At 49.4% G+C, this 23,239-nt stretch carries 19 protein-coding genes; 17 read left to right on the top strand and 2 right to left on the bottom strand.

Annotation, left to right across the window (positions count from 1 at the left end; genetic code table 11):
- Positions 1–304: 304 nt before the first annotated feature.
- The 10 genes from AC3WT9_RS05565 to AC3WT9_RS05520 all read left to right on the top strand — a co-directional run bounded on the left by AC3WT9_RS05565 (position 305) and on the right by AC3WT9_RS05520 (position 12,816).
- A complete protein-coding gene (locus AC3WT9_RS05565; RefSeq protein WP_341093170.1) occupies positions 305–1,048 on the top strand; it encodes an FCD domain-containing protein in 744 nt (247 codons plus the stop codon).
- 26 nt (positions 1,049–1,074) lie between these two features.
- Positions 1,075–3,120: a hydantoinase/oxoprolinase family protein gene (locus AC3WT9_RS05560; protein ID WP_492407468.1), complete on the top strand. Its 2,046-nt coding sequence runs from the start codon at positions 1,075–1,077 to the stop codon at positions 3,118–3,120.
- The gene (locus AC3WT9_RS05555) at positions 3,117–5,096 is read left to right on the top strand and encodes a hydantoinase B/oxoprolinase family protein (protein WP_341378620.1); all 1,980 of its coding nucleotides are present in this window, start codon (positions 3,117–3,119) and stop codon (positions 5,094–5,096) included. The genes AC3WT9_RS05560 and AC3WT9_RS05555 overlap by 4 nt, the downstream gene beginning before the upstream one ends.
- A 72-nt stretch (positions 5,097–5,168) precedes the next feature.
- On the top strand, positions 5,169–6,338 hold the full coding sequence (locus tag AC3WT9_RS05550; RefSeq protein ID WP_341093174.1) for an ABC transporter substrate-binding protein: 1,170 nt from the start codon (positions 5,169–5,171) through the stop codon (positions 6,336–6,338).
- A 41-nt stretch (positions 6,339–6,379) separates the two neighbouring features.
- A complete protein-coding gene (locus tag AC3WT9_RS05545) occupies positions 6,380–7,507 on the top strand; it encodes an ABC transporter ATP-binding protein (protein WP_341378621.1) in 1,128 nt (375 codons plus the stop codon).
- A complete protein-coding gene (locus AC3WT9_RS05540; RefSeq protein WP_341093177.1) occupies positions 7,504–8,421 on the top strand; it encodes an ABC transporter permease in 918 nt (305 codons plus the stop codon). The genes AC3WT9_RS05545 and AC3WT9_RS05540 overlap by 4 nt, the downstream gene beginning before the upstream one ends.
- Positions 8,414–9,247 carry an ABC transporter permease gene (locus tag AC3WT9_RS05535; RefSeq protein WP_341093178.1) on the top strand — a complete coding sequence of 278 codons (834 nt, stop codon included), beginning with the start codon at positions 8,414–8,416 and terminating at the stop codon, positions 9,245–9,247. Before AC3WT9_RS05540 ends, AC3WT9_RS05535 begins: the two co-directional genes overlap by 8 nt.
- Positions 9,248–9,252: 5 nt before the next feature.
- Complete coding sequence (locus tag AC3WT9_RS05530) at positions 9,253–10,467, top strand: M24 family metallopeptidase (RefSeq protein WP_341093179.1); 1,215 nt, start codon at positions 9,253–9,255, stop codon at positions 10,465–10,467.
- Positions 10,468–10,537: 70 nt separating this feature from the next.
- A complete protein-coding gene (locus tag AC3WT9_RS05525) occupies positions 10,538–11,743 on the top strand; it encodes an MFS transporter (protein WP_341378623.1) in 1,206 nt (401 codons plus the stop codon).
- 179 nt (positions 11,744–11,922) lie between these two features.
- The gene (locus AC3WT9_RS05520; protein ID WP_341378624.1) at positions 11,923–12,816 is read left to right on the top strand and encodes a hypothetical protein; all 894 of its coding nucleotides are present in this window, start codon (positions 11,923–11,925) and stop codon (positions 12,814–12,816) included.
- 123 nt (positions 12,817–12,939) lie between these two features.
- On the opposite strand, the gene AC3WT9_RS05515 is transcribed toward AC3WT9_RS05520, so the two are convergent.
- On the bottom strand, positions 12,940–14,868 hold the full coding sequence (locus AC3WT9_RS05515; RefSeq protein ID WP_341378625.1) for a PAS domain S-box protein: 1,929 nt from the start codon (positions 14,866–14,868) through the stop codon (positions 12,940–12,942).
- Between the two features lie 145 nt (positions 14,869–15,013).
- Here AC3WT9_RS05515 and AC3WT9_RS05510 point away from each other — a divergent pair, with 145 nt between their 5' ends.
- Positions 15,014–15,574 carry a GNAT family N-acetyltransferase gene (locus tag AC3WT9_RS05510; RefSeq protein ID WP_341378626.1) on the top strand — a complete coding sequence of 187 codons (561 nt, stop codon included), beginning with the start codon at positions 15,014–15,016 and terminating at the stop codon, positions 15,572–15,574.
- Positions 15,575–15,690: 116 nt separating this feature from the next.
- Here the strand turns inward: AC3WT9_RS05510 and AC3WT9_RS05505 are convergent, their stop codons facing one another.
- Positions 15,691–16,707 carry a CapA family protein gene (locus AC3WT9_RS05505; RefSeq protein WP_341378627.1) on the bottom strand — a complete coding sequence of 339 codons (1,017 nt, stop codon included), beginning with the start codon at positions 16,705–16,707 and terminating at the stop codon, positions 15,691–15,693.
- A 314-nt stretch (positions 16,708–17,021) separates the two neighbouring features.
- On the opposite strand from AC3WT9_RS05505, the gene AC3WT9_RS05500 reads away from it, so the two are divergent.
- The 6 genes from AC3WT9_RS05500 to AC3WT9_RS05475 all read left to right on the top strand — a co-directional run bounded on the left by AC3WT9_RS05500 (position 17,022) and on the right by AC3WT9_RS05475 (position 23,234).
- Positions 17,022–18,260 (top strand): FprA family A-type flavoprotein, encoded by a 1,239-nt coding sequence (locus tag AC3WT9_RS05500; protein WP_341378628.1) that lies wholly within the window; start codon positions 17,022–17,024, stop codon positions 18,258–18,260.
- Positions 18,261–18,276: 16 nt separating this feature from the next.
- Positions 18,277–19,491, top strand: coding sequence for an NAD(P)/FAD-dependent oxidoreductase (locus tag AC3WT9_RS05495; RefSeq protein ID WP_341378629.1), 1,215 nt, complete (start codon positions 18,277–18,279; stop codon positions 19,489–19,491).
- 28 nt (positions 19,492–19,519) lie between these two features.
- Positions 19,520–19,693: a rubredoxin gene (gene rd, locus AC3WT9_RS05490; protein WP_341380372.1), complete on the top strand. Its 174-nt coding sequence runs from the start codon at positions 19,520–19,522 to the stop codon at positions 19,691–19,693.
- A gap of 12 nt (positions 19,694–19,705) precedes the next feature.
- Positions 19,706–20,416: a Crp/Fnr family transcriptional regulator gene (locus AC3WT9_RS05485; RefSeq protein ID WP_341093192.1), complete on the top strand. Its 711-nt coding sequence runs from the start codon at positions 19,706–19,708 to the stop codon at positions 20,414–20,416.
- A 110-nt stretch (positions 20,417–20,526) separates the two neighbouring features.
- Complete coding sequence (locus tag AC3WT9_RS05480) at positions 20,527–21,936, top strand: ABC transporter substrate-binding protein (protein WP_492407467.1); 1,410 nt, start codon at positions 20,527–20,529, stop codon at positions 21,934–21,936.
- Positions 21,937–22,157: 221 nt separating this feature from the next.
- Positions 22,158–23,234, top strand: a complete 1,077-nt coding sequence (locus AC3WT9_RS05475; protein ID WP_341093194.1) for an SGNH/GDSL hydrolase family protein — start codon at positions 22,158–22,160, stop codon at positions 23,232–23,234.
- Positions 23,235–23,239: the final 5 nt, after the last annotated feature.

The following is a 23,239-nucleotide window of genomic DNA, read 5'->3' as shown; positions in this document are numbered from 1 at the left end:
TATATAGATCTTAAGTTCAATTTTACAGGGAGCCGTTTATCGGCTTCCTGTTTTTTTTAGATATACAGAAGTAGAAGAAGGAGAGATTGTGATAGGGAGATCAATCAAGCATATTGAAAATAGATATCGAATAATAACCTCGCAGAGTAGGCTTTTCTTGCCCGTTAGTGCTCATAAAAATAAATTGTCAAAATCATGCTTTATTTGGGAGTATTTTGTTGTAAATTTGTCATTATTTAGTTATAATTCTATTAATCATCAATGAGTAACGACGTCAATCTAGCAACATGAAAGGATGAACAGAGTGGCACTGGAATCGCATCATCTGCAGCTCGAGTATGAATTCTTAAAGGCTCTGAGGAATGCTGAAGTTCCGCTAGGAGCCAGCACTCTGGTTCATACGCTGGGGAAGAAATATGAACTCAGCCAGGCAACCATCGGACGCAAGCTGATGGAATTTGATTTCGAGGGCTATACCGTTCTGGAAGGCCGGAAAGGGCGTATTCTGACGGAAAAAGGAACAAGGCGCATTGAATATTTGGAGAAAGAGCTGCACCAGAAAAATGTGAATTCTCAATTCCTGCAGCTATTGAATAATTCAGGAGAGTCCGCACTGGTGGATGTGTTAGTGGCCAGACGGGCGCTTGAGCGGGAAATTGCCGCACTGGCTGCACAGCGGGCTACAAAGGAAGAAATCAGTCTGCTAGAGGCTTCTATTGCAAGTCAGAACAAGCTGTTATCGCAAAATATCATTCCCTATGAAGAAGACCGTGAATTTCATACTTTACTAGCACTTACGGCGCGTAATCAGGTATTGCTCCATGCGGCTCAGCTGGTATGGCAAACCGGCAAGGACTTCCTGGAAACCGCCTATATTCGCCGTACGGTGGGCAGCGAGCTTGTGGTTGATCACCGTAAAATTCTGGATGCCGTTGCTGCGGGTTCACCTGAGCAGGCGGAAGCGGCAATGGTTATGCATATCAATCAAATGATAGAGGATGTCAAACGTTATTACGCTATCCAAAATCAGGAACAGCGCAATTTGTAAATGCTTTGAATAAAGGAGTGGAAAGTGTGGAGATCCATTACCGCTTAGGCATAGATATTGGCGGAACCTTTACGGATGCCATTGTTACAGACGGGCAGGGCCAGATTGTCGCGGCGCTCAAAATACCCTCGATAGCCGATGCTCCCGAACAGGCGATATTCCAGGCATTAGACCAGCTGCAGTCGAAGGGAGTGGACACACGCAAAATTGAGCTCTTCGTACATGGTACTACACTTGGCGTAAATACGCTGATCGAACGCAGTGGTGCAGTTACCGGGCTGCTGGTGACCAGAGGTTTCCGGGATGTACTCGAAATACGCCGCTTGCGGCTTGAGAATACAACTAACCTCTATGGGGATAAAACGCTGCCGCTTGTCCCGCGTCAGCTTGTAAAAGAAATTGATGAACGTCAGCTCGCAGACGGCAGAGTGCTCACCCCACTGGACCCGCAACAACTGCTCCAGGCAGTGGATGAATTGATGCAGGAGGGGGTTACGGCGCTGGCCATCAGCTTCCTGCATTCTTATGCCAATGCCGGGCATGAGCAACTGGCCGAACAGCTGATCCGTGAGCGTTATCCGCAGCTGTTCATCTGCAGAAGCAGTGCAATCTGGCCGCAGCAGCGAGAGTTCGAGCGGACGCTGGCCGCAGTGATGAATGCTTATGTAGGCGAACGGATGGGGTCTTATTTCAAGCGTCTGCAAGAAGGAATCGGACCCTACAGCGTATCGGCGACGTTGCTGTCCACCATGTCAAACGGTGGTATGATGACCGCTGCCCGCGCTGCGTCCGAGCCAGTAAGGACGCTCCTGTCCGGTCCTGCCTCGGGTGTGATTGGCGCAACCTTTATCGCGGAGCAGGCAGGGATTAACCAGGTCGTTACCTTCGACATGGGCGGGACAAGCGTAGATGTCGCCTTAATCGACAAGGAGCCTGCTTACTCCACAGAGAATCAGGTGGGGGATTTCCCGGTCATCATCCCTGCGGTAGATGTAACCGCCATCGGAGCAGGCGGAGGCTCGATTGCCTGGGTTGATTCGGTCGGGGTATTGAAGGTAGGGCCACGCAGTGCTGGCGCCAAGCCGGGCCCGGCGTGCTACAACCGCGGCGGCAAGCAGGCAACAACCACGGATGCCTATTTGTATTTAGGCATTCTGCAGGCCGACCGTTTTCTCGGCGGCCAGATGCAGCTGTTCCCTGAACTGGCTGAACAGGCGCTTACGATTTTGGGTGACCAGCTCGGGCTAACTGCCAAGCAGACGGCGCAGGCCATTCTGGATGTGGCCACTGCGAATATGTATGCCCAATTCTCACCGCTGATGGCGCGAAAAGGAGTCGATCCCCGTGACTTCACTCTGCTTGCCTATGGGGGGGCCGGCCCGATGCATGCTTTTCTGATGGCACGTGAAGTTGGCATCCGCCGGGTGCTAATTCCACCTTCTCCTGGCACGCTTTGTGCTCTGGGCTGTACGGTTGCCAATTTGCGCAACGACTTTGTCTTCACACTTCACAAGCGCAGCCGTGGACTGGATGCCGAAGAACTTCAGACACATTTCTTTTCGCTTGAGCAGCAAGGACGCCGCTGGATTGAGGATGAGGCTAAGGGCGGAGTAACCCTGGGCGGTACATACGTCATTTACAGCGCGGATATGCGATATGAAGGACAGGCATTTGATCTGGAGGTTATCCTCTCAGATTCTGATATTTCTGATCCTAAAGAAGCGGAGATTAAATTCCACCGCAAATATGAATCCGTGTTCGGAATCAGCCAGCCGGAGGCGGAAGTCATGTTTGTCAATCTGCGGGCAAGTATCGTCGGGCTTCTGCCAAGTAAGATTAGGGCAGCTTCTCCGCAGGTAGCAGGCAGTGGAAAACCTGTGGAGACCCGGGGAATCACTTTTGACGGATTGGATTATCAGGCTAAGGTGCTTAATCGGGAGCATCTGAACGCAGATACAAGAATCTCCGGTCCGGCTATCCTTGAGGAATATGATACGACGGTGTTTGTACCTCCCGGCTACACAATACACGGAGATGCTAACGGAAATATTATCGGGGAGGCAGATCTATGATTACGGATAAAGTCTTCCTCGAAATCTTCAATAACCGGATTCAGGCAGCAGTAGAGGAAATGGCCAACGTTGTGCTGCGCACCGGCTTTACCGCTTTTGTCAAGGAAACGGGTGATTTCGGCACCTACCTGTTAACGCCGGAAGGCGAGACGTTCGGCTCTCCGCTGAATACTGGATACAACCTCTCCCTCGGAATTCCTGCGGCTACCGCCATCAAGGCAATACACCAGTGGCAGGAAGGTGACATAGTCATCTGTAATGACCCCTATACCACGGGGGGGATGGTTACCCATCTGCCGGATATTCACCTGATTAAGCCTTATTTCCATGACGGCAGGATCATTGCTTTTGGACTTTGCTTCGTACATTCTTCGGATGTCGGCGGAAAGGTTCCGGGCAGCGTATCGCCAAGCGCCTATGACATACATATGGAGGGCATCCGGATTGCGCCGGTCAAGCTGTATGAGGCTGGCCGCAGGAATGAGCAGGTGCTCCGGCTGCTGCTGGACAACAGCCGGATTCCCGGGCAGAACCTTGGCGATCTCAATGCGCTTATGGCAGCGCTGAACAGAGGGGAACAGCGGCTGAAGGAACTCATCGGCAGATATGGTGCGGAGCAGGTGGAGCAAGGCATTGAGAATCTGCTGGAGTATGCGGAGCTTAAAGCCCGGGCGATCATTCAGGATATTCCCGACGGCTCCTATGACTTCTGGGACTATCTGGAGAAGGGTCCCGGCGGCTATCCGATCCGGCTGCGCTGCCGCATGACAATTACCGGCACGGATATCTATCTGGACTTTAGCGGAACCGACCCGCAGGTTAGAGCTTCGTTTAATATTCCGACCCATAACCAGCAAGGGCACTATATGCTTGTGCCGGCGTTGATCCGCTACTTCCGGACACTGGATCCGGCGATTCCATGGAATTCCGGGATGGTGCGGATGGTGCGCAACTACGCGCCTCCGGCATCGGTGCTCAATCCGGAACCGATGGCGGCAGTAGGTGCGCGAGCGGCGACCTTTATCCGGGTGATGGATGTCATTACAGGGGCGCTGAGCCAGGCGCAGAGCAGCAAGGTGCCGGCTGCAGGAGCAGGTCAAGCCTGCATTGTGATGATGGCAATGACCGATGCTTCCGACGGCAAGAGCAAAGTTGGTGTAATTCAGCCGATCTGTGGCGGATCAGGGGCAAGACCGATGAAGGATGGGATTGACGGGATGGATTTCGCCGTAGGCCATTTGCGGAATATCCCGGCTGAAACGGTTGAGGCGGAGATGCCTGTACTAATTGAACGTTACGGTTTAAGGGCGGATTCAGCCGGAGCCGGCAAATTCAGGGGCGGCAGCGGCATCGACCTGCGCGTCAGGATTCTCAGTCCGGATACCGTGATGACCGCAAGAAATATGGAACGGATGGAATTCCAGCCCTGGGGCCGCTTGGGAGGTGGTGTAGGTAAGCATGGAGAAGCGATATTTAATGAAGGCCGGCCAGATGAACGCAACCTTGGCCGGATTGATGAGCTTTTACTACAACCGGGAGATACCGTGACTTTTCTGTCCCAGGGCGGCGGCGGATATGGAGATCCTTATGAACGGGAACCTGCATTCGTACTGAATGATATGCAGAAAGGACTTTTGTCGGAAGATCAGGCGCGGGAGCAATACGGTGTAGTGCTAAATTCAAATGGCAAAACCATTGATGAAGCATCCACTAAGCTGCTGCGTAATGGCCGCAGTAAGAATCGGGAAGCTTTCAGCTTCGGGGAAGCCCGGACTGCGTTTGAAACGGTGTGGACGGATAAAATGCAGCTCGCCGTGAACGCTGCTCTGAGCAGCTATCCGCTGGCACTTCGGGATTATTTGAAGAGACAGACGATGGCAGAAGCTGAGTCCAGAGTTGCTGCGGGCCATCCAGTTTCGGCTTCAGCAGTACCAGAGATCATGGAAGAATTGCGCAGGGGAATAGGGCTGCGCTGATGACAACAGCGGCTATGACCGGAAGGCGACAAAATTAGGAATTATATTAAATAACCTGAAGGAGAGAACCGAATGAGTACTCAAAAACTTAAACGCTCTTATATCTTACCGGCAATGTCGCTTGCCATGATTGTGGCACTATCAGCTTGTGGAGGGGGAAACAACGCGAATAACGCTACCGGAAACAATATTGCTGATAACAATCCTGCCGGGAAATCGGAAGATTCGACAGCAGCCGGCAGTGGTGAAAAGGTCAAGCTGACCATGTTTATCTGGGCCGGCTCCAATCAGGATGTGGTTCCTAAAGAAGTCGTAGCAGAGTATGTGAAGAACCATCCGAATGTTGAGGTGACCTTCGAAGAATCCTCCAATGCTGTAATGTATCCTAAAATGCTGGCAGGCAAGCAGGCTGACCCGAACAATCCGATTGTAAACTTCGGTTATTTCAACGCAGATGCTTCAGCCAAAGGCGTCAATGACGATATGTGGGAGCCGCTTGACCCGGCCATAGTCACCCATATGAAGGACATTCCCGAAGCATTCCACACCGCTGATAACAAGGGCATCGTCTGGGGCGTGTCGAGCTTTGCGCTGGTCTACAACAAAGATCTGGTAAAAACACCGCCGACAAGCTGGAACGACCTGTGGGGAAACGAAGAGTTCAAAGGGAAAACTGCATTGTGGGATTACATGTTCTATTCTTATCTGTCCCCGCTTCTGGCTGTAAAAGGGGAAGAACTCGGCGCATCCTACGAGAATCCAGAGCCGGCCTTCCAGTTCTGGGCGGATAACAGCGAGCAGATCGGCACACTGGTTACCTCGAACGACCAGCTTAAGGGTCTGCTCGATTCGGGCGATGCCCTGATTGCTCCGTTCAGCTCACAAGTAGCACAAACTTGGATCGACGGCGGCTCGCCGCTGGCCGTAGCTTATCCTAAGGAAGGTGCGATTTCCTTCCCTTATTCGCTGCAGGTTGTCAAAGGTTCTACGCCGGAGCAGGCAAAAGTGGCCAACGAGATCATTAACGAGCTGCTTAGCGCAGATGCGCTGTCCCGTTACGCCGAGGCGACAGGCACTCCAGTGACGAGCACGGCAGCAGTCATCCCGGATAAATACAAGGATGATCCATCCTTCTCCGTTGAGGAGCAGAGTAAGGGAATGAATCCTGACTGGGATACGCTGGCCAAGAACAGCTCCGCCTGGAAGGAACTGTGGGACCGTCTGGTCAAAACAAAATTATAAACCGGCTGCTGGCAGCAACCGGAGAGATGGGAGTTGGGACAATGAGTGACGGAGTGGGGCCGATTGCAATCGAGACGCGTGATGTGAGCAAGCGTTATGCGGGAAATACGGCCGTTAATCAGGTGTCGCTACAGGTGAAACGGGGAGAATTCGTCTCTCTGCTCGGGCCCAGCGGCTGTGGGAAAACCACGCTGCTCCGGCTTCTCGGCGGCCTGGAGCAGCCTGATGAGGGGACTGTGCTGCTGTCAGGACAAGATGTCTCGGGGATTCCGGCTTATGGACGAAATACAAATATGATTTTTCAGCAACTGGCGCTGTTCCCGCATATGGATGTCTACAATAACATCGCTTACGGTTTGAAAGTCAAAAATACCCCGAAGCACGAAATTAAACAGCGGGTACAGGAGATGCTGGAACTGGTGCAGCTCGGCAACTACAGCCAGCGCGCCGTCTCCCAGCTATCCGGCGGACAGGCGCAGCGCGTTGCCATCGCCCGTGCCTTAATCAACAAGCCGGAAGTGCTGCTGCTGGACGAACCGTTGTCTGCACTGGATTTGCAGCTGCGGCTGGATATGCAGCGTGAACTGAAAAGGATACAACGTGAATTCGGGGGCACGTTTATCTTCGTTACCCATGATCAGCATGAAGCGATGAACATGTCTGACCGCATCGGTGTCATGCGGGGCGGCAAGCTGCTCCAATATGCGACGCCCGATGAAATCTACGAACGGCCGGTGGACAGCTTTGTTGCCAAGTTTATCGGCGACACCAACCTGCTTCGGGTGAAGGTACTTGGTGCGGAAGAAGGCCGGGTCTGGGTTCAAGCCGGCGGCTTGAAGCTTGCCGTACGCCCGCAGGAAGGGCAGCCCCCGCTCCCTGCGGGGAGTACGGGTTCACTCTCCGTCCGTTACGAGTATCTCCGGATCGGAGAAGCGGCAAGTGGCTGCGACAACCGGCTGGAAGGAAGAGTGACCGAATGTGCATATGGCGGTGCAAGCATCCGCTACACGCTGGATATGGGTGGCCATATCCAGCTGCATGCCAGCACACTGTATCAGCGGGGGGATGCCCGGTATGCTCCGGGCGACTCGCTGCAAATCGGATTCAATCCCGAAGACGGTCTTCTCCTGCCCGTTGATGGCCCTCCACTAAGAGTGGGTTCCTTATGATGAAGGCTGCCGGCAAGCTCGCGGGTCTGTTCTCTCCGGGGAACCGAACCTGGGCGGCTCAGCTGCTGCTGCTGTTGCCTGCGCTTGCCTTGATGGGCATCGTGTATCTAGGTGGACTGCTGATCTTCGGCCGGTATAGTTTTGATCTCTACGAGAACGGGAGGCTGATCCGGGACTGGAATCTCGATTCCTACCGTTCTTTCCTGGGTGACCCTTATTATTGGACCTTGATAGGTACCACCTTTCGAGTCGCCGCCAAGGTAACTTTTTGGAGTCTGCTGCTTGCCTATCCGCTAGCCTACTGTATTGCCGGCCTGAAACGGAAAGGCTTACAACAGTTCTTCTTGCTGCTAACATTTCTTCCGCTTCTCGTCAGTGCTGTTGTCAGATCATATGGATGGCAGCTGCTATTGTCTAAGCAGGGTTTTATGAACTGGCTGTTCATAAAGATGGGACTGACGGATAGCGGATTTGAGATGATGTATAACGAGACCGGGGTTACCGTTGCGCTTGTACATATCTTTCTGCCGTTTATGGTGTTCCCGATCTTGAATGTGCTTACCCAAACCGATGATTCACTGAAAGCGGCAGCCCATGATCTGGGCGCAGGTCAATGGCGCACGTTTCTAACCATTACACTGCCCTTGTCCGCGAGGGGCATTGCGAGCGGGGTGCAGATTGTCTTTACACTCTGCCTGACCGCATTTACAACGCCTCAATTGATCGGAGGCGGGCGCGTCATGACGCTTCCGGTACTGATCTATCAGCGGACATTGGATACGAACTGGCCGATGGCGGCTGTGGCGAGCCTCTTTTTGTTTGCTTCATCGATCTTTGTATCATTGATTGTGAACAAGTTAGCTGACCGGCTGATGTTCCGGCGTACCCGGACGGGAGGGCAGACCCATGACTAAAAAACCACGGGATTACAAATGGATTCTCTACGTATGTGCAGGGGCCGTCGGATTGTATCTGCTGCTGCCGTTGTTGATGATCCTGGTAACCTCAGTGAGCAGCGGAGCCTCCAGCAAGTTTCCGCCCGAGGGGCTGACGCTGGAATGGTACAGCCGTCTGGGTGATCAGAAGCAGTTTCTGGAAGCCTTCCGGAACAGTATGCTGTCTTCAGCGGGTGCAGTTCTGCTGGCTCTGGTTACTGGCACAATGGCTGCGCTGGCGATAGTCCATTATCCTTTTCCGGGCAGGGGACTTTTACGCGCCTTTTTCATGTCGCCAATGGTAATGCCCAAGATTACATTAGGTGTGGCGTATCTGATCCTGTTCTCAAAGATGCACATCGCTGGCGGATTATTTGCCCTGATCCTGGGGGAGGCGGTCATCGTCCTGCCGTTTGTCCTGTCCATTGTTGGCAGCGCTCTCGCCAATCTCAATCCGGCACACCGCGAAGCTGCCGCCGATTTGGGGGCCGGACCTTTTCGCATTTTCTTTACGATCACATTGCCGCAGCTGCGGCTTTCGCTTGTTTTAGCAGGTTCGATTGCCTTTGTCTTCACCTTTGATCAGGTCGAGACGGCACTGCTTATCTTACGTCAGGGAAGTTATACCTTGCCTATACAGCTCTTCTTGTACATGGAAAAATGGCAGGATCCTACGGTCGCTGTCGTGTCCATGGTGCTTATCGCTTTTGCACTTGTTCTGTTTTTTGCAATCAAACTGCTCATCCGCTCCGCACCGGGTCTGGAAAAACTGCTCGGCAGCCGAACGAAGAAAAGGAGGTCTTGAACCTGATGGACAAGCAAATCTCGAATCCTGTTTCCGGAGTCAACCGGCCGCGTGCCGCTGAACTTATGGCAACCAGAGGTCTGGCCGCTCTTGTGGCGACCACACCGGAAAACATCAACTATATTCTTGGCTCGCAGCTGCGGGCCAGCAACTGGACGATGCAAATTTATGCTGTACTGCCGCGTGAACCGGAAACCCGTCCCTGTGTCATTATTCCTACCAACCGGCTGGGTGTAATTGCGCAGCTGGGGATTACCGGAGCAGATTTATATGTGTACAGCGATTTTTTTGTGGAGGGGTCTATCGAAGGCAAGCCATCTACTCCGGATATTGATCTTTTTTACACTTTGCTGCAAAATACGACAACCTATGCGGGGCCGATTGAAGCGTTGGAAGCGGCTCTTGAAGCTCTTGGGCTCAAGGGACAAGCAGTAGGGGTGGATGAAATGAGAATTGCTCCAGATCTGCTTGCTAAATTTGCCGCTGGACTTCCCGGCGGACAGGCTGTTGCAGCCTACCAGCTGTTCCGCCAGATCCGGCAGATCAAAACACCGTTTGAAATCGAACGTCTGCGGAAGTCTGCAGTTCTGAACGAGACGATTGAGCAGCAACTAATCGGTCTGATCGCCGCGGGTGTGCACGAGAAGGACTTGGCCGACCATTACCGGCTTGCCGTGATGAAAGCAGGGGGCACCCCCGCGATGACGGCAGTTGGTGCGGGTCCGCGCAGCGCTCTGCCGCTGATTGAGAATTATTTCCGCGTCATCGAGCCGGGGGACCAGATCCGTTTTGATCTCTGTCTTCAGTTGGACGGATACTGGGGAGATACAGGCCGGACTGTAGTGCTTGGAGAAGCCACACCTTGGATGGAACAGCACTTTCATGCAGTGCGCAGCGGCTGGGAGCAGGCGCTTGAAATGATCCGCCCCGGCGTAAAAGCATCTGACGTCTTCCAGGCAGCTGTAGCCAGAGTTCAGAAGGAAGGCATTCCGCATTACCGGCGCCAGCATGTGGGGCATGCCATCGGCCTGGAATTGTACGATGATGTAACTCTGTCGCCCGGAGATCACCGCATTCTGCAACAGGGGATGGTGCTGTGTGTGGAGGTTCCTTATTATGAACTGGGCGCAGGCGGATTTCAGATTGAAGATACGATCGTGGTGACAGCAGACGGCTACGAGTTCTTAACCCAGATGGAACGAAAGCTGTTCCGCAAATAACAAGGAGGGTTCCGGTCACCCTGTCCTGTTCCGACAATCGGAGTTTCTCCAGCAAAGAAAGTAGGGAGCAATGAAAATTCAGCAGGGTTCAAAATCGTTCCGAAATATTAGTCTTGCCCTGTTTGCCGGAGGTTTTGTCACATTTGCGCTTCTTTATACCCTGCAGCCTTTGATGCCGGAAATTACCGAAGCGTTTGGAATCACGCCGACGGAATCCAGTTTAACCTTGTCGGTCACCACTCTATCCATGGCATTGACCATGCTGTTCATCGGTTCCGTATCCGATGCGGTTGGCCGCAGAGCCATTATGACGGCCTCTCTGGTTGCAACTTCCGTGATCGCCATCATTTCCGCTTTTAGCCCGTTTTTCCCCGTATTGCTGCTGTTGCGTATATTACAAGGCATTGCGCTTGCTGGATTGCCCGCTATAGCAATGACTTATCTTGTGGAAGAAATCGAACCCCTCAGTCTGGGTTATGCAATGGGTCTTTACATTAGCGGCAACTCCATTGGAGGAATGGGGGGCCGGATCATCAGCGGGTTGTTGACCGACTGGTTTGACTGGCGCGCAGCTGTCGGTGTCATTGGCGTGTTGGGTCTGGCTGCGGCTTTGATATTCTGGAGGGTGATTCCGCCTTCGCGCCATTTCGTGAAGAAGACAGGCAAGCTGGGCCAGGTGATTCCACTGCTCTGGTCGCAATGCCGTAATCCGCGGCTCCTTTGTCTATATGGGCTAGGTTTCCTGCTAATGGGCAGCTTTGTCTCCTTGTTTAATTATATTGGCTTCGAGTTGACCGGTGAACCGTACAATCTTAGCCAGTCACTGGCCGGCAGCATTTTCGTCGTGTATCTGATGGGAACCTTCAGTTCCACCTGGATGGGGCGGCTGGCTGACAGGTATGGCCGTACCGGTGTCATTAGGTTAACCCTTGCCATCATTTTAACGGGAGCACTTTGCACGATGCATCCCTTCTTATGGGTCAAAATCATCGGCCTTGCGCTGTTCGCCTTTGGTTTCTTCGGTGGCCATTCCATTGCCAGCAGCTGGGTGGGCCTGGTAGCTGATGATCATAAGTCGCAGGCCAATGCACTGTATCTCTTTTTCTACTACGTAGGCTCTAGTGTAAGTGGTACAGGCGGCGGGTTGCTGTACAGCCATTTTGGCTGGTTCGGCATCATCGGCATGATCGCAGCCTATGTGGCAATTAGCCTGATGTTATGCGGCTTCCTAGTGCATAAGAGCGGGGAGAGGGATTCAGAAACTTTAATTCCATAAACTAAGAAAAGGCAGCCGACGGACGGCTGTCTTTTTTGTATAATCGCCGATTGAGGATAAACTATAAGTTCATCAAATCACGTCCGTTTTCAGCAGTGAAGGAAATATCTGCTTGTCTACTTTCCTTAAAAAACTTGGTAAGGTAGAGGTTAGCAATCAATAAGAGGTGAAAAGTTGTCATGAATAAGAAACACTGTTTGTTCTGCGATGAGATTGTTCCCATTAAACCGGAAGGCGATTACGATAGATATATTGGCTGTGCCTGTTCACCCGGCGGTTTCTATAGCCTGCGGAGAGACAGCTATGAACCTATTAATTCGTTGCCGCACCCCAAGAAACGCGACATGCTTCATTTAATATCAGCTTATATCCGGGAGCTGACCGATTGTGATGAAAAGGTCACTCTAGCCGCCAACGACTTAGAGTCGATTGCAAATTCTCCGAAAATACCCGTTACCATTGAAGATAAAGGAAACCGTCTATTGCAATATTTATACAGACATTCCGAAGGGCCGGAGGAACCTGTTGTCATTCAACCACTCTCCGGCAGCTATAATTTGACCTATTCGCCCAATCTGCAAGAGCTGGTTTATATCATTGATAAGCTGATCAACGAGCAGCTGCTTATCAGGGAAGGTATGTCTTTTAAGCTTACCGGCAAAGGCTGGAGCGAAGCCGCTGCGAACGCCGGAGGGAAAAAATTAAAGCCTTGCGTCGTTCTCATTTCGGATGAGGGGGATTTGCGCACGGAGTGGCTGGAAATACTGTTGCCGAAAATCGAGCAGTGCGGTTATTTGCCGCGATTGCTTACACATACAAAAACGCAGAGCCGTGAACAGTATTCCTTGGAGCTTATCGCGGACAGTAAACTGATGATTGCGGACTTATCCGGTCAATCCCCCGAGGTGTATTTTGCAGCGGGATATGCGCTCGGTTTAAACATTCCAGTGATCTGGACCGTAAACGGGAGCGATGCCGAGAACCTTTTTGTACAAATCCAAGATATCCGTCCGATGGTTTGGGATACAGCCGAGGGGCTGGCAGTATTACTCCAGCAGAAGTTGAGTTTATAGAGGATTTCCAGGATATAACCCGGTAAACGAAGTCAAAATAAATAACAGGCGTCTCTCATAGAGGAGGGCGCCTGTTATTTATGCTTTATAAATTCTCGAAATTTTCAGCATACAGAAAACATTTCAATATCTGTTCACAAGCTGGTCAATAATCTTCAGGATGACTTCCCGCTTAATAGGCTTGCTGACATACTCGTCCATCCCGGCAGCGAGACATTTTTCCCGATCACCTTTCAAAGCATTGGCTGTGACTGCGATAATCGGGGGACAGTTCTCCTTGTGTTCTTCTCTTATCAACTTCACCGCATCGAAGCCGTTCATAATCGGCATGTGCAGATCCATTAAAATGAGATCAAACTTCTCTTTGTGTGCTGCTTCAACTGCGTCTAAGCCGTTTGAGACAGGGGTGATTCTATGACCTAATTTTTCAAGTGTTTTGGTTAACACCAGTTGGTTGATGTAATTGTCTTCAGCAAGCAAAATATTAATCTCTCGTGTAATAGGGTGCTTGTACGAGGAAGATTCTTGAGCGGGAATTGCCGCTGTTTTCTTGGGCTTGATGGTGAAGGTGAAAGACGAGCCACTCTTGCCGTCACTCTCCGCGTAAATCTCGCCGCCCATCATACCGATAATTCTGCGGCTGATAGCAAGGCCCAGACCAGTGCCTTCGTGATTGCGCGTCATAAAGCTGTCAATTTGGGCAAACGGTTCAAAAATGTCATTCAGCCGCATAGGATCAATCCCAATGCCCGTATCTGTTACCGTAAAGGCCAGCTTTGTCGGATCTTCCTTTAGCAGCTTCACTTTTACCGATATATTGCCCTTGGAGGTGAACTTTACGGCATTGCCGAGCAGGTTCAGGAGAACCTGTTTCAAACGGTCGCAGTCTCCGTAAATGTAGTCCGGAACATCGTGATTTATCGTACTGGAGAGCTCGATTTGCTTTTGATCAGCCTTCATAGAAATAACAGCGAAGCTGTCCTTGATGCATTTGCGAAGAGCGAATGTATCTTCTTGCAGTTCAGTTCGGCCTGCTTCGATTTTTGAAAGATCAAGAATATCATTGATGATATTGAGCAGGGTATCCCCGCTTTTGCGGATGATCTCCACATAGCCTCGTTGCTCTTCATTAAGGTCAGTTGTATCAAGCAGAATATCCGTCATGCCGACTACCCCGTTCATAGGGGTGCGGATTTCGTGGCTCATCATGGCAAGAAACTCACTTTTCGCTCTGTTCGTAGACTCGGCAGCCTCCTTTGCAAGCAACAATTGCCGCTGTTCAGAGATGTCCTTACAGATGAGGTAGAATCCGATATTTTGATTACTCACATAAATTGGTGCAATACTGGTAAGCACTTCAACAATCTGGCCACTTTTGGTTCTAAGCGCATTAATGTGCTGTTCAACCGAATCATCGTACAGCGCTTTTTTCAGAATCTTCTGGACATTCTCGTGGCCAATTAGACTCGAAAGCTCCATCCCGATCAGATCGGCCTCTATGGAGTAGCCTGTGATCTTTTCCGCCATACTGTTGGCGTTAATAATTCGGCCGTCTAGCCCAAATGAAATCACGGTGTCATGATTGTATTTTTTGAGTGATGTATACCGCTCAACTGACTCCTGTAGGCGCTGCTCGGATTCCTTTTGCTTGGTGATGTCAATGATTTGGCAAATGTAATACAATGCCTGGTCCGCCTCATCACTGAAAAGCTTGAGAGATAGCAGCCCCCACAAGTCGTCTCCATTTTTTGAAATAAACCGCTTTTCGAGCTGTACGTTGGTTCGGTCACCCATGAGCGTCTTGAGTTGGTGTATAGTTCTAAAATCATCATCGGTATGGGAAAGGTCTTCCAACCTCATGCCGTCAAATTCTGCAGTGGAATAGCCAAAAATCTGTTCAATGGCGGGGTTAACAGTTAAAATCACACCTTCTGGCCCAACAAGGGCGATGCCAAAGGAGGCGTGATCAAATACCTGTTGGTTGAATCGTTCCTGGTTCAGGTTTACGCGATGCATGGCGGCCTCCATAGGGTAAGGTAATGTGTGCGTCAAAAATAGACCTCCTATATGGAAGGCCCCAATCTAATGAAATGAATATAACTCCGAAATTGAATTACCCGATTGATTTTTTATTGAAACAGGAAGAAAATAGAAACACCTGTAATATAATTTCAAGCTAGGAGGATGAATTAGAACAATGTACAATCAAGCCGAAAGAACGCTTACTACCGAACGGTTGATTTTAAGACCCTTTAAAGAGTCTGATGCACAACGTGTCAGTGAGCTCTGCAATAATTACAATATCTATAAAAGTACATTAACTCTACCTTATCCATACTCCAATGATTGTGCATTATCATGGATTCAAACACAAGAGGCTAATTTTAACAGTAATAAATCCTATGAGTTCGCCATTACTGATAAAAATACATATGAGCTCTATGGAGCAATAGGACTGTCAAATAACCAATCGCACAAAAATGGCGAACTAGGGTATTGGATAGGTGAGGAATACTGGGGGAAAGGATATGCGACAGAAGCAACAAAAGCTATCCTTGAGTTTGCCTTCACAGAAAAGCACTACCATAAAGTGTACGCGAGATACTTTGCTTCAAATCCAGGCTCTGGACGGGTTATGCAGAAATCGGGCATGGTGAAGGAAGGTGTTTTATTTCAGCATGTCTATAAAGAAAATAAATTTGTAGACCTTATTCATTATGGAATTATTAATTCTGGAGAATGTTATATAACGAATTAAAACAGCGGTAACCTTGGACGAGAGATACAGTCCTGGACTACCGCTGTTTAGATTATTACGATGGCTATCAGCATATCTGGAATGTTACAGACGAAACTGTTCATTATAAAACGGCTCTACCCCCGCTTTAAGATAGTCTCTGTATGTTTCAACATACCATTCAAGGCATTTCGCTTCCCCGGGTTTAAATCAGAGGCATTCCGCTTTAACGCATCGCGGATGGGGATGACCTCTGTCATTTTTCTGCCGCTTTTCACTTTACGAACTACGCAGGTCGGGATGTAATCGACGTTAGTGATACTTGTGTTTCCTTTTTGATCCTTTTTGATTTTGAGAGTTAGAATGATACTGCTTTGTGTATAAGGAATATTCATTAGCTTAGTCGAAACAAAATTACCCAGTGAATAGATAACAAATTGTTTCTTTCCCCGAACCGCTAACGGTTGAAGAACATGCGGGTGAGAACCCAGGATGATGTCCGCGCCATTTTTAAAGAAGAGGTTGACCAGCTGCTTTTGCCTCTTGTTTGGAGTGTACTTATATTCGTTTCCGAAATGCAGATAAAGCAAGACCAGGTCAGCTTTCTTTTTTAAATTTCGAATTTGCCGGATGATTTTACCGGTTTCTATCCGATTGACCAGCCATGGCTTACTCGCAGGTACAGGAATCCTGTTGGTTCCTGCCGTGTAGGAGAGAATTCCGATCGTAATCCCTTTTACGTTTTTGATAAGAGTTTTCTTGGATTCTTCTAATGACTTAGACGTTCCGGTATGGTCGATTCCAGTATGGTCCAGAACCTTTAACGTGCGAATCAGACCCTGGGTACCATAATCCATGCAGTGATTGTTCGCAGTTACTAATACATCGAATCCGGCTTCCTTAAGGGCCGGGGCCAATTCGTCTGGACACTTGAATATCGGACCGCTTGAACGCAGACTTTTCCGGCTATTCCGCCCGTTTCCGGCAAAGGTGGTTTCGAGATTGCCAATCGTCAAATCAGCCTGTTTCAGATAAGGAGCAACTTTTGCGAACAGGGGGCCGAACGAATAGGTACCGTCAGCTTGTTTAGCATCTGAAATAATATGACGTTTGACCATAAGGTCTCCTACAGCATTTATTTGTATTTCCGTCATCGTTATCCACCTTTTTATTGTTTTGATTAGGATATGGCGGAAGGGGGATATGGGTTATTAATATTCACAGCAGAACAAGGGCTGTTTCGGGACATCGAAAGCTCGGAATGAGGCTTATTTTTTCTTTTTTTATACTTTTTTATATAAAATGTGACCCTACGCATAATCACTTCATTTGTATCGTCTAAATTTATGGTATACGAATTTTTTCTCAAACTTTCATAATTTGATTCAAATCCTCTTTTTTGTTTGGCGGCCATAATAGAATATGGTTATTGATAAACATTATCAACCAAACATTGGAGGTTAACGAAATGAGTACACAGTTCAAAAAAATCGCCGAGGATACTTTCTGGATAGGCAAAATCGATAACCGTCAGGTTCCCTTTCACCGTCTGGTACTATCAAAAGGAACGACCTATAACTCATACCTGTTGAAAACAGGAAAACCGACTGTCATTGATACTGTAGATATGGAATTCGGACGTGAATATGCCGAGTGTCTGGGTGAAATGATTGATCTTCTGGATATTCATTACATCGTGATTAACCATACAGAGCCTGATCACTCCGGTGGACTGGCGGCGCTTGCTGGCAAGGCTGCAAATGCCACAATTGTTTGCACTGAGATTGCCGTACCGGAATTGCAGGAAATGTACAAGCTTCATAGCCGGAACTTCCTGGTGGTTAAAGACGGAGATAAGCTGGATATCGGAGGAAAAACACTTCTGTTTAAAGAAACACCGTACCTTCATACTGCTGAAACGATGATAACCTATTGTATCGAAGATCAAATCTTATTTCCTTGCGATATCTTCAGTACGCATGTTGCGGTGGAGAATCTGTTCAGCGATGAAGCCGGATTTGATATCACGGAAGATTTCCAGGGTTATTACGCCGCTATTATTCATCCTCACAGAAGATATGTAAGAACACTGCTGGAGGCTGTCAAGGATCTTGAAATCCGGATGATCGCTCCTTCCCACGGATTTGTGATCCGGGAGGACATCTGTAAATATATCGAAATGTACGCCACGTTGAGCCGCGAAACCACTCAAGGAAAAAAGGCAGCCATTGTGTATACCACCATCAAAAACAGTACCAAGAAGATGGCCAAAATTATACAAGACTGCTTGCAGGAAAATAATATTGCGACAGAGGTCTGGGATGCGGATAAAAGCAGCGCTGCCGATATTCTGAACAGCATTGCGTCAGCCGATGCAGTCTTTATCGGCAGCTCCACTAAATATGCGGACATGATCGGAAACCTGGAGAACATTCTGAAAGAAATGCAAAACATGAATCTGGAAGGCAAACTTGCTGCAGCCTTTGGCTCATACGGCTGGAGCGGTGAAGCCATTGAAGTCATTCAGGATTATCTGAACGGAACCAACATGACGGTGCAAAGTACTTCTGATGTGATTAAATCCACAGGGATGACACATGTGGAGTTCCCTTTAAGAATCAGATTTTCCCCTAAAGAGCCTGAGAAAGTACAAAAAATTAAAAATGCGGCTGAATTTGTATCGGATTTGCTGCTGAGTTCATTTTAGGAAGGAGGATTATAGGATGACAAAACATTACGTTATTGTCGGCGGCGGAGTAGCCGCCGTCCATGCCGCTAAAGCGATCCGTGATCAAGACGCAGAATCGGAAATCTCGATCCTCGGAGAGGAAGACCAACTGCCCTACAACCGGATTAAACTAACCAAAGGCCTGTTTACCGACCTGCACAGTGAGAAGGTGCTGATCAAGAAGGAAAAATGGTATCGCGATAATCGTATATCCGTAAAGACCTCTACGCGAATCAGTTCTGTCCACCCGGACCGGCAGCTGGTGGAGACAGAAGACGGGCAAAGTGTATCGTATCATAAGCTCCTGTTGTGTATGGGAGCAAGGAACCGCGCGCTACCGATTGAGGGTGCAGGCCTGAACAATGTTCATACCCTCCGTGATATGAATGACGCGGACCGGCTGAAAGACAGCCTGCAGGATGGAAGCCGTGTAGCCGTAATCGGCGGGGGAGTACAGGGAATCGAAACCGCTTGGGCGCTGCATGAAGCAGGCTATCAGGTAACGGTGATTGAAGCATTTCACCGCCTGATGGGCAGACAGCTTGATGAGAAATCCTCACAGCTGCTTAAGGACACCCTCGAACGATCAGGTGTTAAGGTTATTCTGCAATCAGGGGTGGCGTCTATTACAGGGACAGAGTTTGTTACCGGAATTACGCTGGACGATCAGTCTCACTTCTCCTGTGACCATGTAGTTTACTCTATTGGTATCGTGCCGAATACGGCGCTGGTAAATGGCTCGAATATTCTAGTCCGGCAGGGCATTCTCGTAAATGAACAAATGCAAACAAGTGATCCGCATGTGTACGCAGCCGGAGATGTTGCTGAAATTAACGGGCATGTGGAAGGACTGTGGGGCGGAGCGATCGAGCAGGGCCGGATTGCCGGCAATAATATGGCCGCCAATCTCACTGTTTATCGTAGAGCTGTTCCAGTGACCTTGTTTAATGCCTTTGGCCTCTCACTATTTTCAATAGGCAACGTTGATGAACGGCAATGCGATATGGCGGTGCGCGGAGAAGACAATGGAGCGTATACGCTCATCTATGTGAAAGATAACACAATAACCGGGGCGATATCCTGGCAAGGCGCAGCTGCTTCCCTGGTATATAAAGCCGCTGTCGAGCAAGGCACCACGCTTACGGGAATTGATCTCAACGGTAGCAATATCGTGGAAATTATGGCTGAAGTACAAACCAGATTGAACTAAACTACCAACTTTTTAGGAGATGATAATGATGAAAAAATACATCTGCCAACCCTGCGGCTATATCTATGATCCGGCAATAGGCGATCCTGATGAGGATGTGGCTGCAGGCACAGCGTTTGAAGACTTGCCTGAGGATTGGGTTTGTCCGGTATGTGGTGAGGATACAAGCCACTTTGCGCCGGTTGAGGACAAAAAGTCTTAAGGGGGGACAGTTATGAATGAGCATTCTTGCCAACACGCTGCAGAACCTTGTACCCGCAAGGTGCCTATTTTCGCTGCGTTGAGCGATGACGATCTCTCCCGGATCAGCGCCATGATCAAGCACCGTAAGTTCACTAAAGGTCAACCGTTAATTCTGGAAGGGGCGCCGTCGGATACGCTGTACATCATTCAGCGGGGGCATGTGAAATTATCCAAAACAACTCCTGAAGGCAAGGAACAAATTCTGCACATCCTGACGAACGGGGATTTTTTCGGGGAACTGAGCATATTTAACAGCGATGAGCTGAGCAACTTCAGTGCTTATGCGCTGAAAGACACCAATATTTGCATGCTGACCCGATCCGATATGGAGCAGTTAATGACTGATAATCCGGATATTTCGCTTAGGCTGCTGAAGAGTGTTACCAAACGACTAGCCCATACAGAAAATCTGGCGCAAAGCCTGGCAACCAAAGATCCGGAAATACGGATTGCTTACATGATCATGGAACTCAGCGACAAATATGGCAAGCAACGCGGCGGTCATATTCATATTGACCTTCCGCTGTCTCGTGAAGAACTGGCCAGTTATGTCGGGGTCACCCGCGAAACGATTAGCAGAAAATTCTCAAGGTTCGAAGATTCGGGTCTTATTGAGCTGATTGGAAACAAGCAGATGGTTATTATAGATCCGGCAGGTTTGGAGAGTTATATGGGGTATTAAGATATGGAGCAAGCTCCGATACTTGTCGTTCCCGGAGGTTTTCAGTATGATGAATACTGTATAACTTGTCCCTATGGGCTCGATTAATCGGAAGATGGCGAGGAACCCCAATGCAGAAAAGGAATAGCAGGAAATTTTTCCGTATTCGGTTAGAGGAAATGATTCAAACCTTGCGGCATGAAATTCGTTCCGGGAGTATTGCAATCGGCAGTTATCTCACTTCGGAGAGTGACCTGGAGGTGCGCTTCGGACTTAGCAACGCTTCCGTGCGCAACGGGCTTAAGGTGCTGGTGGACGAAGGTTTAATTGAGAAAATCCCTCGCGTTGGCAATCGGGTACTCTCTCCGGTGCCGGAGGGCAGAACGGCGATCAAGTTCGGATATGTGAACACGATCCCAAAGCTCGTAGAGATGCAAGAGCTTCTGAATGAGTTCGGCAAGCGGTATCCGCATATCGAAGTTCAGCCGCTCGAGTTGTCTTCAGGAAACTACTCATCATCGCTAAAGGAACATTTGCAATCGGAAATCATGGATGTCGTACTGATGAACAATAATAATTATCAGGATTTTGTGGAGCAAGGCTGTACGGAGCTGCTGGAACCGCTGGAGGAGCAGCCGGACACCTACCGTTTTCTTTCCGATCCGTTCCGGTATGGTGACCGTAATCGCGTTCGGCCCTTTATTTATTCTCCGGTCGTGCTTTGTTATAATAAACACCATTTTAAGGAAGCCGGCGTATCACCACCTGACAGCAGCTGGACCTGGGATGATTTGTTCGCTTACGGCCGGAAGGTAGCTGAGGGTCAGAATTGGTACGGATTTTATTTTTATTTGCCTTCCCGCAACCGGTGGCCGTTGTTCCTGTTGCAGAGCGGCACGACGTTTGAAGCAGAACAGGACGGCGAAGGCAAATTCCGGCTCAGTGGCTCAAAGCTAATCGACAGTTTAGGTACCATTCGAAAGCTGATCGGCATGAAGGATGTATTTCCAGCCGTACTGTCCGAGAGCGACGCGGATGCGGAAGCGTTATTCTTGCAAGGCAAAGTATCCATGATTATGACGACTTATTACTTCTTGAATCAATTGCGTCATTCCGATCTGGCATTCGATATTGCCCCGCTGCCCAGGCTGCAAAATGCCAATACGCTGCTGATCATAAACGGTCTGGCGGTTAACAGTAAATCGCAGAATAAGGATGCTGCCATGCTTCTCGTCGATTTTCTCACCTCGCATGAGGCGCAACTGCTCCTTCGGCGCAAGACGCTGAATATTGCAGCCAGCCGTTTGGCGATGGAATGGGAAGGGGAGGAAGCCGGTTATCGTCCGGCCCGCTTTCAGTTATACCGCGAGATCTTTCCCACCTATCGTCTGGTCACGGAGCTGGGCTTAAGCAACTGCCAGTTAAAAGACATTCAGCGCGATATCATGATGTTTGTTTCTGGCTTGCTGAATAACGATGAGTTATGCGGCAGGTTAGAGGAAACATTGAACACGATGGATCAGGAGACTCCGCTCTCTTGAGTAGTGCATTGTGATTTGAAAATTACGGCACAGGTTCAGTTCTGAACCTGTGCTTTTTGCTTTGTTGAATGATTTGTTCATCAACAATTACTAACTCATAAAAGACTCATATAAAACATAAATACATATTGACTGCGCTTACATTGTTATTATATGATTCATTAGAAGTCAGATATGAGTTAACGCTGACTCGTAATCATTAAGGTGGTGTAGCTGCAACGATGGAGAAGGACGGCGTTTATTTTCACAATGTTTCGGAGCTGGTACATAAACCCTATCAATCCGGTTTGCACCTGCAGCGTTTTCCGCAGCAAGTGCGTACCGGTTTGTCAGAGAAAGGACGGACCAAGGCCATACAATCGAACGGCTGTGAATTGCGGTTTGTCACCGAATCCAAGCATGTCAGAGTGACCATCGGCTCGAATGATAGCAATGGACGCGTCGTGGTATGCAGAGGGGATTTTTTTCATTCCCAGCATTTACTGCAAGCCGGTGCGGTAACCACCCTGCATTTGGAGCAGCCGGAACGTTTCGCGGAGGTGCCGAGCGGGCGGCTGAACCAGTCTGGATTTTCCTCTAATGTGTGGCGTTTGCATTTTGACCGCTTCGGGGCTGTCTTCTACGATGTGGATGCATTTGGCTGCGAAGTGCGCGTGCCAACTCCAGATGAGGTACCGAAGCTTACAATGCTGGCATACGGATCTTCCATCAGTCAGAGCGCAGGATCCACGCATCATTTCAATGGATACTTGCAGCAGACGGCGCGCAGACTCGGCGTGGATGTGCTTAACCTTGCACTCAGCGGATCCTGTTACTGCGAGAACGTTGTTGCCGATCATCTGGCGGAACGCGAGGATTGGGATTTCCTGTTTCTGGAGCTTGGGGTCAATATGCGCGCAGTGGTGTCTCCCGGGGAATTTAAGCGCAGGGTGTCTTACATGCTGGACCGGGTTATCGAACGCCATCCCGCCAAACCTGTTTTTGTCACTACGATTTACCCGAATCGAGCAACTTATTTTCTTGATACAAGTCATCTTCTTCATGTCCAAGAGGGGATTTTTAACAAAGCGCTGCTTCATTGCTTTGAAAGCAGTAAACATCCGCAGCTGCATCTGCTGGATGGCGCAGCGATTATGTGCGATCTTACATCGCTCACGTCCGATCTGATTCATCCTTCGGATTACGGACACACGCTGATGAGCGAGCAATTAGCAAAGCTGCTGCAGCCGGTGATTGAGCCGCTCCGGACATCTAGTCATTCTAGTGCCGCTGACCAAAATTTTGTAACAGGGAGTTGATGAAC

Source organism: Paenibacillus sp. EB106-06-01-XG199, from assembly GCF_058791575.1.
The sequence above is the reverse complement of the archived record's forward strand: the minus strand, read 5'-3'. Positions and strand labels throughout refer to the sequence as shown.